Origin of the sequence: Mammaliicoccus sp. Dog046, from assembly GCF_034039665.1 — a bacterium.
In the GTDB taxonomy this organism is placed as follows: domain Bacteria; phylum Bacillota; class Bacilli; order Staphylococcales; family Staphylococcaceae; genus Mammaliicoccus.
This window is the reverse complement of record NZ_CP120131.1, coordinates 1,818,690-1,837,231: the sequence shown is the minus strand read 5'-3', so window position 1 is coordinate 1,837,231 and position 18,542 is coordinate 1,818,690. Positions and strand designations below refer to the sequence as shown.

The following is an 18,542-nucleotide window of genomic DNA, read 5'->3' as shown; positions in this document are numbered from 1 at the left end:
ACGGATTTGAAGCAAAAAATAATTTCTGAAATCGACGTAAATAAAAATTATATTTCAGTTGAAATTGAGCTTCAAGATCAACCAAATATAATCCATTTATTAAGAGAAGAAATTAATTTAAAAGGACAACGTTTTTATTACAAGTCTAAGGATTACAAATTAGAAATGTGCGGTATCGGTTATTTGTTAGAAGCGAGATATTCACATTTAAAACACGATGAAATATATGATTGTTGGCAGAACATTAAAGAACAGTTAGATGCCCACAAAGATCATGAAGAAAAGCATCATTTGAAATTTTTCGGTGGCTTTCAATTTTCAGAACATGCTCTAACAAATGAATGGCAAGACTTCGGGATGAGCCATTTTGTCTTACCTAAATTTATGATTACGATTGAGAATGGCCGTAGTTATTTAACGTATACGGATCACAGTAATCAATTTGATATAGAACAATTATATCAAATGGTAGAAAAGATAAAACCTCGTGTTACATCTACGATTGAACATACACCAGAAGTTGTTGATAATTATGATATTCAAAGTGAAGCATGGAAAGATCTAGTGACGAAAGCTGTATCATTAATGAATGCATCAGTTGCATTACAAAAAGTCGTACTAGCAAGAAGAAGAAAAATTGAATTTAATGAGCATGTAAATGTTGAAGATGCTTTACAAAGATCTTTAGATAGCCATGAATCAAGCTATTTATTATTATTTGAATCAGGCAAATCACAATTCATTTCTCAAACACCTGAGCAGTTATGTCAAATAGACAACGGCAAATTGTTTACGAATGCAATTGCGGGAACGATTGCAAGATCAGATGATGAAGGACAGAACCAAGTTTATAAAGATGAATTATTAAACGATGCTAAGAATCAGTTTGAACATCGTTATGTAGTGGATAGTATCATTCATGATATTAAACCATTTACGAAACATTTAAAATATGATGAAAGACCAACGATTTTAACAAATAAACATTTGTATCATTTATATACGAATATCCAAGCAGATTTACTTTCGGAAAATGTACTAGACATCGTTAATCAATTGCATCCGACACCTGCATTAGGTGGTTTTCCAAAAGTAGAAGCGATAAAATATATAGAACATGAAGAATTTGGTACAAGAGGATTTTATGGTGCGCCGCTTGGGTATATGGATTTAGATAACAATGGTGAATTTGTTGTTTCTATTAGATCAATGCTTGTTAAAGATAAAGTAGCTACGTTATATTCCGGTTGTGGAATCGTTAAAGATTCAAATGCAATTTCAGAATTTGAAGAAACAGATTTGAAATTTAAACCAATGTTAAAAGCACTAGGAGTGATGTAGATTTGAGTACGCATATAGAGAGTCTTACGAAACAAGTATTTACATTTGTATCAAAGTTATATGAATATGGCGTTGATGATGTCGTTATTAGCCCAGGATCTAGATCAACACCATTAGCCATTGCATGTGAAAGACATCCACATATTAAGACGTGGATTCATCCTGATGAGAGAAGTGCAGCTTTCTTTGCTCTAGGTATTATTAAAGGAAATCAACGACCAGTAGCAATCATCTGTACTTCTGGAACTGCAGCATCAAATTATACACCAGCTGTATCTGAAGCTTTTATCAGCAAGTTACCACTTATTGTAGTAACGAGTGACCGCCCGCATGAATTAAGAAACGTAGGTGCGCCACAAGCCATTAATCAAGTAAATATGTTCCAAAATTTCACGAAATTCCAAATGGATATGCCGATTGCTGATGAAACGGAAGAAACGTTAAATGCGATTCATATCAATATGATTAAAGCGGAAAAACATTTTGTCGGTCCACAAAGAGGGCCAGTACATTTTAACTTTCCATTTAGAGAACCGTTAATACCAAATGTGAAACTTAGACGCTATCTCTCATCTAAGCGAAAGGTAGAAACGAAGTACCAGAAATCAATTGATTTTTCTAATGTACAAACTTACATTGAAAAACCTAGAGGTGTCGTTGTTGTAGGTGATACACAAGGACAAGATTTATCACAAATTTTAACGTATTCAGCGATTCATAATATACCAATCTTAGCAGACCCTTTAAGTAATTTGAGAAGATTAAATCATCCTAATGTCATTTCAACTTATGATGCATTATTTAAAGGTGGTTTAAGTATTGAACCTCAATTTATTATAAGAGTTGGACAACCAGTTGTTTCGAAGCATTTAAATAATTGGCTTAAATCTGTTAAATGTCCGCAAATTCTTGTGCAAAATAATGATACACCTGATGCTTATCCAAAAGTACCAACATTATCTGTGGAAATGAGTCCTAATGATTTCTTTAGACAAGCTCAAGATGTCACACCAACTCAAAATAAAAACTGGCTTGATAAGTGGATTACAATGGAAAATGAAGCGAAATCATTAATTGAACAGTATATTGAAGAAGAAACAGATGAAGGTGCAGCGATGGGGAATATTCTTAAGAAATTGACCTCAAAAGATACATTGTTTGTTGGTAATAGTATGCCAATTAGAGATGTGGATACATTTAATATTGGTTCTAAAGCTGAAATTGCGGCCAACAGAGGTGCAAATGGTATAGATGGTGTTGTATCTACAGCATTAGGAATGGCAGTATACAAAAAAGTAACATTAATCATTGGTGATATATCATTTTTCCATGATATGAATGGACTTATTATGAGTAAATTACATGATTTAGATATTACTATCATATGCATGAACAACAATGGTGGAGGCATATTTAATTATTTAGCACCTAAAGAAGAAGCGCCTGAACACTTTGAGAAACTCTTCGGTACACCATTGAATCTTGATTTTCAACATGTTGCGCATTTATATGAACTAGGTTATGAAAAATTCGAAGATGTATCAGATTATAAACGTCAGAATTTACCTCAATTTGGATCTTATTTATATGAAATAGTAACAAATCGAGAAATAAATACAGAAACACATCGTGAACTTTTCAACAAAATGAAAGGCATTCAGTATGTTAACACACTACGCTAAGCTGACAAATTCAGAAAATCCAACGTTAATTTTATTACATGGATTTATAAGTGATCATACGACTTTTCATTTAGTTGAAGAAACATTGATCAATCAAGGTATCAATGTTATTACAGTCGATTTACCAGGACATGGGAATGACAATTCAAATGATGATTTAACGTGGGATATGGCTTATATAGCTGATCAAATCAAGTCTTTAATTATGCATTACAATCTTAAAAAAGTTTATATCCATGGTTATTCTATGGGTGGACGTGTAGCGTTAAGCTTCGCAAATCAATTCCCAACATTGATAGAAGGCCTTATTTTAGAAAGTGCAAGTCCAGGCATTTCGAATGATGTTGATAAACAAGCGCGCATAGAAGTAGATAAAAATAGAGCATCATATATTCAAGAAGTTGGATTAAAACAGTTTGTTGAAGAATGGTCCAAATTACCTTTATTTGATAGCCAATCGGTACTTACAGATACAGAAAAACAGCGCATAGAACTAATGAGATTATCACAACAACCAAAAGGGTTATGTAAAGCACTTGTCGATTATGGTACAGGTGCGCAACCTTCATATTGGGAAGTGTTACATCAATTCAATGTGCCAACTTGCATCATTGTTGGTGAGAAGGATGCTAAATTCATTAATATTGGTCAACGTATGAATCAATTGATGAAAAAAAGTACTTTTCATATGGTGCAAGGTGCTGGCCACACAATTCATGTGGAACAACCAACAAAATTTGATACAATAGTAATAGAATTTATTTTAGGAGGCAAATTATGTCAAGACAATGGGAAACGATAAAAGAATACAAAGAAATTAAATATGAATTTTACGAAGGTATCGCTAAAATTACTATAAACCGTCCAGAGGTACGTAACGCATTTACACCTTTAACAGTACAAGAAATGATAGATGCATTTTCAAGAGCAAGAGATGATCAAAGAATTGGTTCAATCATTTTAACAGGTGAAGGCGATTTAGCATTCTGTTCAGGTGGAGATCAATCTATCCGTGGACATGGTGGTTACGTTGGAGATGACCAAATTCCAAGATTAAATGTATTAGACTTACAACGTTTAATTCGTGTTATTCCTAAGCCAGTTGTAGCGATGGTTAGAGGCTATGCGATTGGTGGAGGACATGTGTTACATATCGTATGTGACTTAACAATTGCTGCAGAGAATGCACGTTTTGGACAAACTGGACCAAAAGTAGGTTCATTTGATGCTGGTTACGGTTCAGGTTATTTAGCTAGAATCGTTGGCCATAAAAAAGCACGTGAAATTTGGTTCTTATGTCGTCAATATGATGCTAAAGAAGCAATCGATATGGGCTTAGTTAACACAGTTGTGCCTTTAGATAAAATTGAAGATGAAACAGTACAATGGTGTAAAGAAATGATGCAACATTCACCAACTGCATTAAGATTCTTAAAAGCAGCAATGAATGCTGATACAGACGGCCTTGCAGGTTTACAACAATTTGCTGGTGACGCAACATTATTATATTACACTTCTGATGAAGCGAAAGAAGGTCGTGACGCATTTAAAGAAAAACGTCAACCAGACTTCGATCAATTCCCTAAGTTTCCTTAAAACATAAATAAGGATAATGATATCCTTACAATAAAAATAGCACTCATGTTAAGATTTTTAAAATCTTGGACATGAGTGCTTTTTTTATTTTTGTGGTGATTAAGTTTAAAATAAATCTTTAACCATACGTTCTAAACGGTTAAGACCTTCTTCTAACGCTTCTAAATTATAGGCGTAAGAAATACGGATATAACCTTTACCTATATGCGTGAATGCAGAACCTGGAACGATTGCCACGTGATACGTTTCTAATGCTTTCATGCAAAAGTCATAATCATCCATACCAAAGTGTGAAATTTTAGGGAAGATATAAAATGCACCTTGTGGCTTCTCATCTAATTCAAATCCTATATTTATTAATCGATCATAAACGTAGTCACGACGTTCGATATAAGCTTTGTTCATTTCTTTTGGTGAATCTATAGAATGAGTGAGTGCTTCAATTGCTGCGTATTGGCTAGGTACGTTAGCACAAATACAGTTATAGGCATGAACAAATGTTAATTGTTTCATCACATACGCAGGTCCAAGTAAAAAACCAATTCTTAAACCTGTCATAGAATGAGATTTACTCAATCCGCCTAATAAGATACATCTATCTTTAATGGAGTCATATGAAGCAAATGACGTATGTATTTGATTAAATGTATTTTCAGCATAAATTTCATCACTGACGATAAAAATAGGATACTGTTCAAAAACGTTAACTAAATCGTCTACTTCTTGCTTATTCAAAGTAATACCTGTAGGATTATTTGGATAATTCAATAGTATGGCTTTTGTTTTAGAAGTAATATGAGATTTAACAAGTTCAGGTGTTATTTTTAATCCAGTTTGGGTAGTATCTATATATACTGGTGTTGCACCTAATAGTTCAATTAAAGGCACGTAGCCTGCATAAACCGGTGATGGTATTAATACTTCGTCACCAGGCTCTATAATACCTCGTAAAGCGGTATCTAAAGCTTCACTGGCACCGTTAGTAACCAATATTTCGTTCGTATCAAAATGAGCATTAAATCGATTTTCATAATAGGATTTGATAACTTTTCTAAGTTCTAATAATCCTGCGTTATGAGAATAAGATGTAAAATTGTGATCAATTGCGTCTTTCATTGCATTTTTTACACGTGTAGGAACAGGAAAATCAGGTTGCCCAACGGTTAAGTTGATAACATCATCAATTTCAGGTATACGATTTGAAATAGCTCTTATTCCAGATACTTGTAATTGAGATGCGAATTTATTTAATGGTAGTTGCATGATATTCACCTCTTATGTACGATGAGTTAATTATACAGATAAATATTGTACAAATAAATGGTTATAGATAAAATTTAGCATTCGTAATACAATTAGAGAAACATTACAATAATAGGGGATGTTTATATGGTGAATTTAAATAATATGAATCAGAAGTTAAAGCTATTACTTTCTTTAAATATATTTGAATGGTTACCACATCCGACTTTTGTGCTTATTCAAAATAATGATGAGCAATGGATGATATCATTTGAAGAAGATAACATACATATTTGCCGAGCAGAACATCAACTGCCACATTTCCATCGATATTACTTTGGGGAAGATCATCGCCTTATTAAGCATGTGCAATTTCATATTAAATTTAAGGAAAAATCTGAGTTATCGATGGATGAGAGAAGGTTTGTTTCAGATTTTATGCAACCTACAGAAAAGAAAGAAAATCCAGTTCTATTTATACAGTCAGATACACCATATACACAAGAATGGATAGATTATTTAACATATTTATTAAGTGCAAGTTATGAAGTACTAGAGCCTTTATACAATAACAACGAAACATTAGCGCCGATTACACATAAACAAGTGCAAATACCTGCGTATTTACTCAATCAGGATGAAAAGTTTGTAGGAACAATTTCGTATGATTCATTAATAAGGTAGATTAGTTAAATATTAAAATGAGAATCAAATTTGATGATGAGATATCGTGCGATTATGTGTCAATCGCACGATATAACTTCTCATCAAACGAAAAAAAGAATCTGGGATAGAACCCAGATTCTTTTTTTATTACTCTTTAGTTTTAGGTGGCTTTTTAACATTGACCACAGGATTTGCATAATGTTTAACAATATCACTACTAAAGAAGTAAACAATAATAATTGTGATTAATATAATCGCAATCCATACATATGGTTTATCAATGAGTACGCGATCCCATTCTTGAGAACGAAATAGTCCAACGAATAATCCGTGCAGTAAATATATAAACATTGTTCTTGAACCAATATATGTGAGAGGTAATTTTCGTTCAGGTATTAAATTCATGAAACTTAATGTTGAAACAAAAATAACTACATATATGAATAGTCGTTTCATTGCACTATATACATCAACGTCTGGTTCAAGTGCAGAGTATGGTTTACTTCCAAATAGCCATTCGAAATTATAGTCTGTTAGGTAATACGCGATAAATATAGCAAGCAAGCTCAATATAGATAGCCAAATATATTTCTTGTTTCTTAAAATGAGTGACTGTTCTTTATTAATATAATAGCCTAATAAGAAAATTGGAAAGAATACAAAGGTTCTAGATAAACTTAACTTACCGTTTATAAAGTCGAAATAACCAACGACTAAACCAAGTATTATCGCAACTGTAAATGTAATATAAGGATTAAAGTTTCTTACAAAGTGAAGGATCACATGCCATGAGAATAAGCTGACTAAGAACCACATTGCCCATTGAGGATCAAATGGACTTATATTTAAAGTGTCATCTCGGTCTATGTAATAGTAATATAATCCATAAAATATTTGGAAGATAAGATAAGGGACTAAAAGTTTAATTGTTACTTTTTTTATGTAACGAGGTTTTCCAACACCTTTAGCAAAGAATCCAGATATGAGTACAAATGCAGGCATATGGAAACTGTATATAAACATATATAGTGCTTTAAAAATATGTGTATCATTCACATATGATCGTGTTAAATGACCAAATACTACTAGAACAATTAGGAAGAACCTAGCATTGTCAAAATAATGGTCTCTTTCTTTTTCTTTTACCATGGAATAAGCTCCTCTAAGTCGAATATGTAAATTGAAATTTAGATTATAAATTAATTTTTTATAAAGTACAAATATAAATATTTATTAACCTAAAAAATAAAGGTAAGACATCCAATCTAAGTGTGTCATTAGATTTTGTTGTCTTACCTTCATTAATATGAATAGATTATCCTTTATATTGATCTACGTCATAATATTGCCCATCAGTTTGAATTTGTTGATAGAAATCGCTTATACGTTTAGCATTTGATTTGGCAAAGTCTATGCCTGTAGCATATTGATGAGTTCCAGGACTTTGTGGATTCCAACGCATTTTATAAAGTGTGTTTTGACCTGATTTAATGTAGTTATTTGCTATAAATTGAGCACCGCCGAGAATTGCTTTTTCAGGGGTATTCCAACCAGCTTGTTGTGCATATTTGATTCCACCATATAATGCTTGTTTATCAATTGCACCTACACCAAACATATTATAATACTTCTCTTTAGAATCTAAATCTACATTACCATCCTTATCAATTGAACCACCATTAGCTAATTGACTTGTACCATTTCCAGTTTCTAGAAGGGCATGTGAAATTAAATAAATTTCATTTACGCCAACAGATTTTGCAGCTTGTCTAAAGGCATCACCTTGATTTTCTAAAATACCTTTACCGCGCAATAAGTCATTAAGTTTAGAAGCTGGAATGTCTTGAGATTTATTTAAATCTAAAAATTGATACTTTTGAACTGGATCATTTACATATTTTGATGTATCCATAGTATCTTTTACTTCAGCTCTAGTTGCTTTTCTTACACCGGTAGATAGGACTTTTTTAGGTTCTGAACCATTTGTTAAAGCCATTTGCTTATCTACAGCTTGGTCTAATGTATAAGGACTAGTTGAAATGTTAGTAGACTCTTGAGCAAGTTGTAAATATTTTTCACTAATCCATACAGTTTTACCATTAAGAAGTCCTTTATACCAAGTTATATCGCCAATTTTTTGTGAAGAAATAACTTTAAAGTATGCGTATTGATAATTTTGAAGTGAACCTAATAATGTCTTTTTAGATACATTTGGTTCGCTATAGAAATAACCAGTATTATCAAAGATTAAATAATTTGTATACTTGTCTTTTAATGCAATTGCTTTGTTATTGATACTACTTGATTTAATTGCATTTGTTTTCTTAGGTGTTACTTTAGTTGTTTGATTTACAACTTTAGGTTGTGCAGTTTGCACTTGAATATCGCTAGACTTAACCCAACCTAATGGAATACCTTGATTATCTTGTAGTAAATAATAAGTTTGATTATTATAAACAGATTGTTTTCCTATTTTGAACGTTTTACCAGCTTTATTAATTGCTGGAACTACTTTTTGATCATAAACAGAAGTATAAACTCCTGAAATGTTTTTGCTTACTTTACCAACATAATTAACTCTAGTTGTTTTAGCCGGCTTCACAGAAGAAGACGCAGTAGGCTTAACAACCGGTTTTGGCTTCACAGAAGAAGACGCAGTAGGCTTAACAACCGGTTTTGGCTTCACAGAAGAAGACGCAGCAGGCTTAACAACCGGTTTTGGCTTCACAGAAGAAGACGCAGCAGGCTTAGCAACTGGTTTTGGCTTCACAGAAGAAGACGCAGTAGGCTTAGCAACTGGCTTCGGTTTCACAGAAGAAGACGCAGTAGGCTTAGCAACTGGCTTCGGTTTCACAGAAGAAGATGCAGTAGGCTTAGCAACTGGTTTTGTTACTTTAGTTGGTGTTGCCTGCATTTGAACATCTGTAGATTTAACCCAACCTAAAGGTGTTCCGTTATTATCTTGTAACAAGTAATAAATTTGATTATTAAATGTAGATTGTTTACCAATGTTAAATGTTTTACCAGCTTTATTAGCTCCAGATTTAGCTGTTTGATCATAAACTGAAGTATAAACGCCAGATACAGTAGGTTTTACAGTACCTTTGTATTTTACAGCTACAGTTTTTGGAACACTTGTTACAGGTTTACTAGCAACAGGTGTAGTTGGTTTCGGTTTAGCAACAGTAGGCGCGGTTGGTTTTGGTTTAGAAACAACCGGTTTTGTTGGTTTCGGCTTAGCAACAGTAGGCGCGGTTGGCTTCAGTTTAGAAACAACTGGCTTTGTTGGTTTTGGTTTAGTAACAGTAGGAGCAGTTGGTTTCGGTTTAGAAACGGCAGGCGCACTAAGGTTACCTGTTTTATATAAATATTTCTCACGAACTAAATCAACAAGTTCATTGAAAGTATAGTTATTTTCAGCAAACCATCCATAAGGATCACTATGGTTTGTACCACCTAAATATCTAGATACAGCATCATGTGACCATAATGTACCTACACCGTCATTTTCAGCACTATCTAAAGGTAATCCATAATAGGCTAGATTTGTTGCTAAATAATCAGCATAGTTATTAATAGATTTAGCAAAACGATCACTACCATAAACACGTACTAACTCAACGTGCATGAATCGTTCATTGGCAACACCACCAGCACCCCAAGCTAAGTAATCAGTTGGTGCTACTTCAATAATGTTGTTGTCATCTACGAAAGCATGAACAAATGCACTTTGGTAGTTGTTCTTCATATATGCAACTTCGCCTTGAATAGTTGAATTTGGATTTGCTGTTTCATGTGCAATAATTCCTTCAGGTTTACCTACACCATTACGGTAAGGCATTTTAGGAATATGACTAGAAAAATCTTCAACATAAGTTGGAACAGTATAATTATTAGTTCTAATTTGATTATTTATTGTAGAGCTTACACTTGGTGCATAACTTGAAACTGCAGTTTTCTTAGCAGTAGGAGCATAGCTAGCCGATCTCAAAGCAAATGAACGCGGTTGAATATCAGCAGTTTCTAATTGTACTGACTGATTATCGTCTTCAGCTATTTCATCTGAATCATCATAGTCAGTGCTATAAGTATCTGTTTCAGCACTAGCATCAGTAGAATCATCTACATTAGACTGTTCATCAGTAGCTGTAGTGTCTTGAGTGTTGTCGCCAGCAACAGGCTGAGTAGTATCAGTACTAGCTTGAGTAGAATCATCTACATTAGACTGTTCATCAGTAGCTGTAGTGTCTTGAGTGTTTTCGTCAGCAACAGGTTGAGTAGTATCAGTACTAGCTTGAGTAGAATCATCTACATTAGACTGTTCATCAGTAGCTGTAGTATCTTGAGTGTTTTCGTCAGCAACAGGTTGAGAAGAATCAGTACTAGCTTGAGTAGAATCATCTACATTAGACTGTTCATCAGTAGCTGTAGTATCTTGAGTGTTGTCGTCAGCAACAGGTTGAGAAGAATCAGTACTAGCTTGAGTAGAATCATCTACATTAGACTGTTCATCAGTAGCTGTAGTGTCTTGAGTGTTTTCGTCAGCAACAGGTTGAGAAGAATCAGTACTAGCTTGAGTAGAATCATCTACATTAGACTGTTCATCAGTAGCTGTAGTATCTTGAGTGTTGTCGTCAGCAACAGGCTGAGTAGTATCAGTACTAGCTTGAGTAGAATCATCTACATTAGACTGTTCATCAGTAGCTGTAGTATCTTGAGTGTTGTCGTCAGCAACAGGCTGAGTAGTATCAGTACTAGCTTGAGTAGAATCATCTACATTAGACTGTTCATCAGTAGCTGTAGTGTCTTGAGTGTTTTCGTCAGCAACAGGTTGAGTAGAATCAGTACTAGCTTGAGTAGAATCATCTACATTAGACTGTTCATCAGTAGCTGTAGTGTCTTGAGTGTTGTCGCCAGCAACAGGCTGAGTAGTATCAGTACTAGCTTGAGTAGAATCATCTACATTAGACTGTTCATCAGTAGCTGTAGTGTCTTGAGTGTTGTCGTCAGCAACAGGTTGAGTAGTATCAGTACTAGCTTGAGTAGAATCATCTACATTAGACTGTTCATCAGTAGCTGTAGTATCTTGAGTGTTGTCGTCAGCAACAGGTTGAGAAGAATCAGTTGCTTGAGTATTGTCAGTTACCGTATTCTCTTTGTTTAGATTAGGGTCTTCAATTATTGAAGGGTCTTTGTATTCTTTGGTACCTGAAACGTTTAAAGATTGGCTTTTTAATTCTTTTTGTTTATTTTGGATTTGACTAGCATTGTCATGTTGATCAATGATGTTAGTATTGTCGTTATTGGCATTTTCAGCGGCATTTACCTGATGCGTTACGAGTGTTGATCCAGCTAAAGTCATCGCGACAAGCGTTGGTGTTTTGTAATAGAATTTTTTATCCATAAACAATCTCCTTTGAATAGGTATTTTGTTACATTATACTTTCTTTTTAGAACAAAGGATTATAATTGTTTAATTTGTAATGTAACTTTAATATTTGAGTTTTTGTAGAATTTACTCGTATATTAATTTCATTTTGTAGTGAGGAATGCCTTCTTCTAAAAATTCTTCACCCTCGACTTGGTATCCTAACTTGTTATAAAAACCTTTAGCATGCGTTTGACCATTTAATATTGATCCTCGAAAACCTTCTTCTTTAGCGTTTGAATTTATAAAATCCATGACTACTTTACCAAAACCATATTTTCTATAAGGTTTCATTACAGCGACTCGTTCAATTTTAGCGAGACCACTTTCATAAGATCTATATCTTCCTACAGCTGCAGGTTTATTATCTTCATACAAAATAACGTGTTTGCAAATATCTTCGAGATCATCAATTTCGGCTTCTAATGATACGCCTTGTTCATCAACAAATACGGATTTTCTAACACTTAAGGCATCTTGCATTTCTTTTTCTGTTTCAACTATTTTAATCATAATTAACCTCCAGCTATTTTAGTGTGTCTTCAAATGATAATTATAAAGTGAGAATTAATCAATAGTAGGAAGTTTATTAAAATAAGAGGTGGTATATTAGCAAGAAGAGGTAAACGTGCAAATAAGGAGTGGTATATTAGCAAGAAGAGGTAAACGTGCAAATAAGGGTGTTGTTATTAGCAAGAAGAGGTAAACGTGCAAATAAGGATGCACATATTAAACATAAAAAAATCCAAACCTCTCGGTTTGGATTTTTTTATAATGCTTCTCTTCTTACTATTGCTGTATATTGCCAAAAGAGTCGTAACTGGAACATATTCCAATTTGTGATTCCCATTGTATATCCACTTGGTGTGAATATTTGGATTTGGCTTGTTTCTAACGCAGCTGCTACAAGATATTGCATATGAACACTTAAAGATTTCATTTCTTCTGTCAATCCTGTTTCTGTATACACCCATGAGAAAGGAAGGGGATTATCGAAAATATTGACGACATTAAATATTTCTGGAATTGCAATGATATAGCAAGCACCATCCATAATTGGATCGTTATTAGCTTGATTGTAATAAAGCAATAAGGCTTCATAATTTTCACGATGTTCATGATTTACATAGTACAAATTTTGTCTGAAATGGGCTAAGTCTCCAGAATGAACGATTTGTTCTTCCAAAGCGTCAAACATTGAATTAATTTGTTCGTACTTTTCATAAGTTTTACGTTTAATCATTATATGCCTCCTTTCCTAGTATACATCTGAACCAGGTTGTTGTGCATTTGGATCAACTGCTTGATTATCTTGCGCTGGTTGTTCTTGTGCTGCTGGTTGCTGTGCTGGTGCTTCTTGCGTAGGTGCTTCTTCTGATGGTGCTTGTTCTACCGGTTGTTGTTGAGGTTGTTCAACTGGTGCTTGTTGTGAAGATTCTTCAGTATCAGGCTGCACAGCAGGTTCTACTGTCTCAGTTGTATCGATTTCATTAGTATTAGATTGGCCTTTATTTAAGCTTTTCTTTGATACTTCGATATAAGGTACTAAATCACCATATTCACGTAACATCATGTAGTTCATCATTTGTGATTTTTTCGTTTTTGGTAGTTTTAAGTCTTTTCTTAATGTGTTTGATACTTGTAATAAGTTATCTAAATCAGGATTGAAGAAGTAAACACCATTGAAATTAGCATCTGTACCACTAATTTGTTCTGTTTTAATTTTAACTTTACTTGATGAATATGTTGTTGCTAATGTTTGAATATTTTCGAATGTTAAATTATGTTTAGCGTTTTTACCAACGATCTTAACTAAATCATCTAATTTATTGATTGAATTCGTTTCTTGCGCTTTTCTTATAATGGCTCTTATCATTTCCATTTGACGTTTACCGCGTTCTAAATCTGAATCTTGTTTTCTTGATCGAACGACTGCAAGTGCTTCGTCACCTGTTAATGTTTGTTTACCTTTTTTAACTTTGATTCTACCTTTGTCCTCAGTGTTCGGTTCATTTAAATTAAATGGAACATCATATTCAATACCACCAAGTTCGTCTACAACTTCAACGAAAGCTTCCATATTAATTCTTGCATAAAAATCAACTGGAACATTTAATGTAGATTCGACACTTTCCATTGAACCTTTAGGACCGTCAATTGCATGTGCGTGTGTTATTTTGTCGTAGTATTTAACTGCTGGAATATAACTTAACGTGTCACGCGGAATGCTGACCATGCGGATTTGTTTTTTATCTTTATTAAAAGTTGTATAAATCATTGCGTCTGTTCGTGATTGACTTGCCTTTTGTCCACCTTCACGTCTTGAATTACTATCATCTACGCCGAGAAATAGTACAGAAACGTGATTTAAACTTGGATCTACTGGTTTATCTCGTAAAGATGATTTGCTTTTATTTGAATCAAGAAAAGAGTCTTTAATTGCACCTTTTGTTTCAAGATAAAGCATTAATCCAAATACTACAGGAAGAATCATAAGAACGATTGACAGTAGTAGTAAACCTATCTTTGAAAATTTCTTCATAATTTTGTATTTACCCTTCTATATCGTATTGTGATTTTAAATTCTACTTTTTTGCATATTATACATCATATATGATTATACAAGTAAAATTCAACAAATTAAATGAATTATGTGTATCTCAGTCTAAAGTCCTAATGTAAATTTGTTGTAAATTATATAGAAATGGTGTAAATTATAGTGAAGTATAAGAGAGGTGAGACAAATGGCAAAAGTACTAGAAAAAGATTTAAGTAGAGTAAGAGAACAGATTAAAGTAAGTCAGGAACCTTCCTATGATGTAATTAAACCACAAACAATTAACGTTCTAGGTTTGCCATTTGCAAACCTAACGGCTAATGAAATGGTTGAGCGTGTGAAATATTTTGTAAACCAGGAAACTGTGGATAATTTATTTATCGTAACAGCGAATCCTGAAATTGCACATTACGCATATCATAACAATCATTATCAAAGAAGAATTAAACATGCAGATTATATCGTACCTGACGGAATAGGTATTGTTAAAGCAGCGAAATATTTAAAAACACCATTAAAAGAACGTGTACCTGGTATAGAATTAATGGAAGAAATGCTTAATATTGCGAATGCAAGCAGTAAGCGTGTATTCTTATTAGGTTCATCTAAGGAAGGCGTTAAGGAAACACGTAAAATTTTAGAAGAACATTATCCAAACGTTACATTTGATCATAAGCATGGTTATAAACATGTATTAGATTATAAAGTAACGAAAAAAATCAAACAATTTGAACCTGATTTTATCTTTGTTGCTATGGGGTTCCCTAAACAAGAAGATTGGATTTACTACAATAGAAGTCACTTTAAACACACTGTATTAATGGGTGTGGGTGGTTCTTTTGATGTAATAAGCGGAAATGTGAAACGTGCTCCAAAATTCTTTATTAAAATGAACCTTGAGTGGTTGTATAGAATCGGTACTGATTTACAACGTGTGAATCGCGCACTAAAAATTCCATTATTCTTGAAAGAAGTACAATTTCAAAAAACAATCACACCTAAGAAAAATAAATATGACTATATGAAGAATAGATAATACAGATAAAGCTGAGACTGAAATAATGTCTCAGCTTTTTTAGTATATAGACATCCTTGCCGGGGCGGGACTACGAAATCTTTTTTATAAATTAGATTTCTGTCCCGCTCCCTTTTCTTTATGACTATTGTTAACTAATGATATAATTTGATTAACGATTGGAGGGGCATTGTGACAATTCTAGATTTAATCAAACAACAAGTAGAACAAAATAAAGCCGAAATTGCGGTTTATGCTGACGGACAAGAGATAACATATCAAGAGTTATGGCAAAAAAGTCATGAATGTTCAGAGCAATTGAGCTGTCATGATGAGGGAACGAAAATTGGAATCGCGATAAAGCATCCGATTCAGTTTATAAAGTGGTATATCGGAGCATTAATCAATCATCAAATTCCATGTGTGATCGATGCATCTCGGGAAGATAATCATATCCGTGATGTACTAACGATTAATCACATTCCTATCTACATTGATAAAACTGAACAAATCATAGTAATGGAGAAGGTGGAGGTACAATCATTGCCACACGATACTTTACATATAGGATTTACTTCTGGAACAACAGGTATGCCTAAAGCGTATGTACGTAGTCACATGTCATGGATGAAGTCTTTTCAATATAATGATGCATTTATGAACGAAAACATTAAAGTATATGCTGCTCCTGGACCGCATTCACACTCTTTATCTCTTTATGTGATGATTTATGCGTTATGCCGAGGAAAATGTTTTTATGGCCAATATTCTTTTAATGCTCAAAAGTTAGTTCAAGAGTTGAATCGTTTAGAGCAAAATAAAACATTGTTTGTTGTACCTACAATGATTTATAGCATATTAAATGAAGGTGTAAATTTAAAGAATTTATCCAGTATGTACTCATCAGGTGCGAAGTTACCTAGGGCAATATTTGAAAAATTAAAAACGAAATATCCACTCATAGACATCATTGAATTCTTTGGAAGTTCAGAAGCGAGTTTTATTAGTTATAACTTAAATGGTAAAGCACCTATAGATACAGTTGGATATTTATTTCCAAGTGTGAAAATAAAGCTAGAAAATAAAGGTACTGATCAAATTGGGAAATTGTTTGTGAGTAGTGACATGATTTTTAGTGGATATTTAAATAGCGACAATGATCATTCATGGATAGAAGTAGGTGACTGGGCATCGATTAATGAACAACAAGAATTGCGTTTATATGGTAGAGATAGTGAGCGTTTAATTATCGGCGGTAAAAATATTTACCCAGAAGTCATCGAACAATCTGTACTTAGTATTGATGACGTGTTCGAAGCGATTGTTATTGGTGAAGATCATCATCAATTTGGAGAAATCGCTGTATTAATCTATAGAGGGGATGTCGAAATCAAATATAAAGATTTAAGAAAGTTGTTGTTGAGTAAAGGATTAAGTCGATATGAAATACCTTCTAAATTAACGCGTGTTAGAAAAATGAACTATACAGAAAGCGGTAAAATTTCAAGATACAAAATGAAGTGTGCGTATCAGAATGGAGGTAAAGAATGGAAGCAATTATTGTAGCAGCTAAAAGAACAGCTTTTGGAAAATATGGAGGTGTGTTTAAACATTTGGAACCTGAGATGTTATTAAAACCACTATTTGAATATTTTAAAGAAGAACATACAGATGCACTACAGAATATGCAAGAGGTTGTGTTAGGCAATGTTATTGGCAATGGAGGTAACATAGCTAGAAAATCATTACTAGAAGCATCATTACCTCAGTCAATACCAGGAGTAACCATTGATAGACAATGTGGTTCAGGATTAGAAGCAGTTACATATGCATGTAGAATGGTTCAAGCAGGAGCTGGAGATGTTTATATCGCAGGTGGCGTAGAAAGTACGAGTCGTGCACCGTGGAAGATGAAACGACCACAATCATTATATCCCTCAGATACACCTGAGTTCTTCGAAAGAGCACCATTTGCGCCTGAAGGGGAAGATCCGTCCATGATAGAAGCGGCTGAAAATGTCGCTCAAGTTTACCATGTTACAAGAGAAGAACAAGATGAATATGCATATTTTAGTCACCAAAAGACCTTCAATGCATTAAATAATGGATTTTTATCACGCGAAATATTGCCTATTAAAGTGAGAAATGAATGGATTAGCAACGATGAAAGTGTAAAACCAAGATTAAATTTAAATACTTTATCTCGGTTTAAACCACTTATAAAGGAGGGTACTGTAACTGTAGGCAATAGCTGTATGAAAAATGATGGTGCAGTTTTACTACTCGTTATGAGTAAAGAAAAGGCGATTTCTTTAGGGTATCAAACAGGAATAACATTTGTTGATAGTGTCGTAAAAGGTGTAGACCCTAATATATTGGGTGTAGGACCAGTGCCAGCTGTTTCACAATTATTAAACAAAAATAAAATGACGATTGAAGATATAGATGCGATTGAATTTAATGAAGCATTTAGTTCACAAGTTCTCGCTAGTAAGAAACAATTAAATATGCCAGATGAGAAATTTAATAAATATGGTGGTGCAATAGCTATCGGTCATCCATATGGTGCAAGTGGTGCACAGCTCGTGACACGACTATTTCATATGGAAGAGATAAACAATGGAATCGTAACTATGGGAATCGGAGGTGGAATGGGACATGCAGCACTCTTTAGAAGATGGCATAGAGACAAAGCACATTGAATTTACGAAAAAAGAAATACAAGCATATAAAACATTGCTAAATTTAAATACAGATGACGTTCCTGATCTTTATATTGCTAAAGTATGGCCATCATTCGAATTATTTAAACCATTTATTCACCGTAAAGTATTGTTAAAAGAATCAAATATTCGTCGCATTAAAAAGCTCAAAATAGATACAAAATATAAAGCTACTTTAATACATAACTACACGAAACAAATTAAACAATTTCGAGTACATCAATTTACTTTAACAATTTCAAAAGAAGGTGAACAATATATTGAAATAAAACAAATATTTATAGAACAGTGA

General features: G+C 33.5%; 15 protein-coding genes. 9 read left to right on the top strand and 6 right to left on the bottom strand.

What is annotated here, in order from left to right; genetic code table 11:
• The first annotated feature begins 6 nt into the window (after positions 1–6).
• The 4 genes from P3U32_RS09105 to menB are packed head-to-tail and all read left to right on the top strand — an operon-like array spanning position 7 to position 4,619.
• The gene (locus tag P3U32_RS09105) at positions 7–1,341 is read left to right on the top strand and encodes an isochorismate synthase (RefSeq protein ID WP_323702824.1); all 1,335 of its coding nucleotides are present in this window, start codon (positions 7–9) and stop codon (positions 1,339–1,341) included.
• Between the two features lie 2 nt (positions 1,342–1,343).
• A complete protein-coding gene (menD, locus tag P3U32_RS09100; RefSeq protein ID WP_323702823.1) occupies positions 1,344–3,023 on the top strand; it encodes a 2-succinyl-5-enolpyruvyl-6-hydroxy-3-cyclohexene-1-carboxylic-acid synthase in 1,680 nt (559 codons plus the stop codon).
• Positions 3,004–3,825 (top strand): 2-succinyl-6-hydroxy-2,4-cyclohexadiene-1-carboxylate synthase, encoded by an 822-nt coding sequence (menH, locus tag P3U32_RS09095; RefSeq protein WP_323702822.1) that lies wholly within the window; start codon positions 3,004–3,006, stop codon positions 3,823–3,825. Before menD ends, menH begins: the two co-directional genes overlap by 20 nt.
• A complete protein-coding gene (gene menB, locus P3U32_RS09090) occupies positions 3,798–4,619 on the top strand; it encodes a 1,4-dihydroxy-2-naphthoyl-CoA synthase (protein WP_323704868.1) in 822 nt (273 codons plus the stop codon). Before menH ends, menB begins: the two co-directional genes overlap by 28 nt.
• A 105-nt stretch (positions 4,620–4,724) precedes the next feature.
• On the opposite strand, the gene P3U32_RS09085 is transcribed toward menB, so the two are convergent.
• Positions 4,725–5,882, bottom strand: coding sequence for an aminotransferase class I/II-fold pyridoxal phosphate-dependent enzyme (locus P3U32_RS09085; RefSeq protein WP_323702821.1), 1,158 nt, complete (start codon positions 5,880–5,882; stop codon positions 4,725–4,727).
• Between the two features lie 126 nt (positions 5,883–6,008).
• Between P3U32_RS09085 and P3U32_RS09080 the strand changes: the two genes are divergently transcribed.
• On the top strand, positions 6,009–6,545 hold the full coding sequence (locus P3U32_RS09080; protein WP_323702820.1) for a hypothetical protein: 537 nt from the start codon (positions 6,009–6,011) through the stop codon (positions 6,543–6,545).
• A 129-nt stretch (positions 6,546–6,674) separates the two neighbouring features.
• On the opposite strand, the gene P3U32_RS09075 is transcribed toward P3U32_RS09080, so the two are convergent.
• From P3U32_RS09075 to P3U32_RS09055, 5 genes are all read right to left on the bottom strand, one after another.
• Positions 6,675–7,676: an acyltransferase family protein gene (locus tag P3U32_RS09075; RefSeq protein ID WP_323702819.1), complete on the bottom strand. Its 1,002-nt coding sequence runs from the start codon at positions 7,674–7,676 to the stop codon at positions 6,675–6,677.
• A 166-nt stretch (positions 7,677–7,842) separates the two neighbouring features.
• On the bottom strand, positions 7,843–11,931 hold the full coding sequence (locus tag P3U32_RS09070) for a glucosaminidase domain-containing protein (protein ID WP_323702818.1): 4,089 nt from the start codon (positions 11,929–11,931) through the stop codon (positions 7,843–7,845).
• A 111-nt stretch (positions 11,932–12,042) separates the two neighbouring features.
• The gene (locus P3U32_RS09065) at positions 12,043–12,468 is read right to left on the bottom strand and encodes a GNAT family N-acetyltransferase (RefSeq protein ID WP_323702817.1); all 426 of its coding nucleotides are present in this window, start codon (positions 12,466–12,468) and stop codon (positions 12,043–12,045) included.
• 256 nt (positions 12,469–12,724) lie between these two features.
• Complete coding sequence (locus tag P3U32_RS09060; RefSeq protein ID WP_323704867.1) at positions 12,725–13,195, bottom strand: DUF2538 family protein; 471 nt, start codon at positions 13,193–13,195, stop codon at positions 12,725–12,727.
• A gap of 18 nt (positions 13,196–13,213) precedes the next feature.
• Complete coding sequence (locus P3U32_RS09055) at positions 13,214–14,497, bottom strand: LCP family protein (protein WP_323702816.1); 1,284 nt, start codon at positions 14,495–14,497, stop codon at positions 13,214–13,216.
• A 202-nt stretch (positions 14,498–14,699) separates the two neighbouring features.
• Here P3U32_RS09055 and P3U32_RS09050 point away from each other — a divergent pair, with 202 nt between their 5' ends.
• From P3U32_RS09050 to P3U32_RS09035, 4 genes are all read left to right on the top strand, one after another.
• A complete protein-coding gene (locus P3U32_RS09050) occupies positions 14,700–15,548 on the top strand; it encodes a WecB/TagA/CpsF family glycosyltransferase (RefSeq protein ID WP_323702815.1) in 849 nt (282 codons plus the stop codon).
• A 171-nt stretch (positions 15,549–15,719) separates the two neighbouring features.
• Entirely contained in the window at positions 15,720–17,093 is a 1,374-nt protein-coding gene (locus P3U32_RS09045) for an AMP-binding protein (protein ID WP_323702814.1), read from the top strand.
• Positions 17,075–18,229: a thiolase family protein gene (locus P3U32_RS09040; RefSeq protein ID WP_323702813.1), complete on the top strand. Its 1,155-nt coding sequence runs from the start codon at positions 17,075–17,077 to the stop codon at positions 18,227–18,229. The genes P3U32_RS09045 and P3U32_RS09040 overlap by 19 nt, the downstream gene beginning before the upstream one ends.
• Complete coding sequence (locus tag P3U32_RS09035) at positions 18,186–18,542, top strand: protein vraC (RefSeq protein WP_323702812.1); 357 nt, start codon at positions 18,186–18,188, stop codon at positions 18,540–18,542. Before P3U32_RS09040 ends, P3U32_RS09035 begins: the two co-directional genes overlap by 44 nt.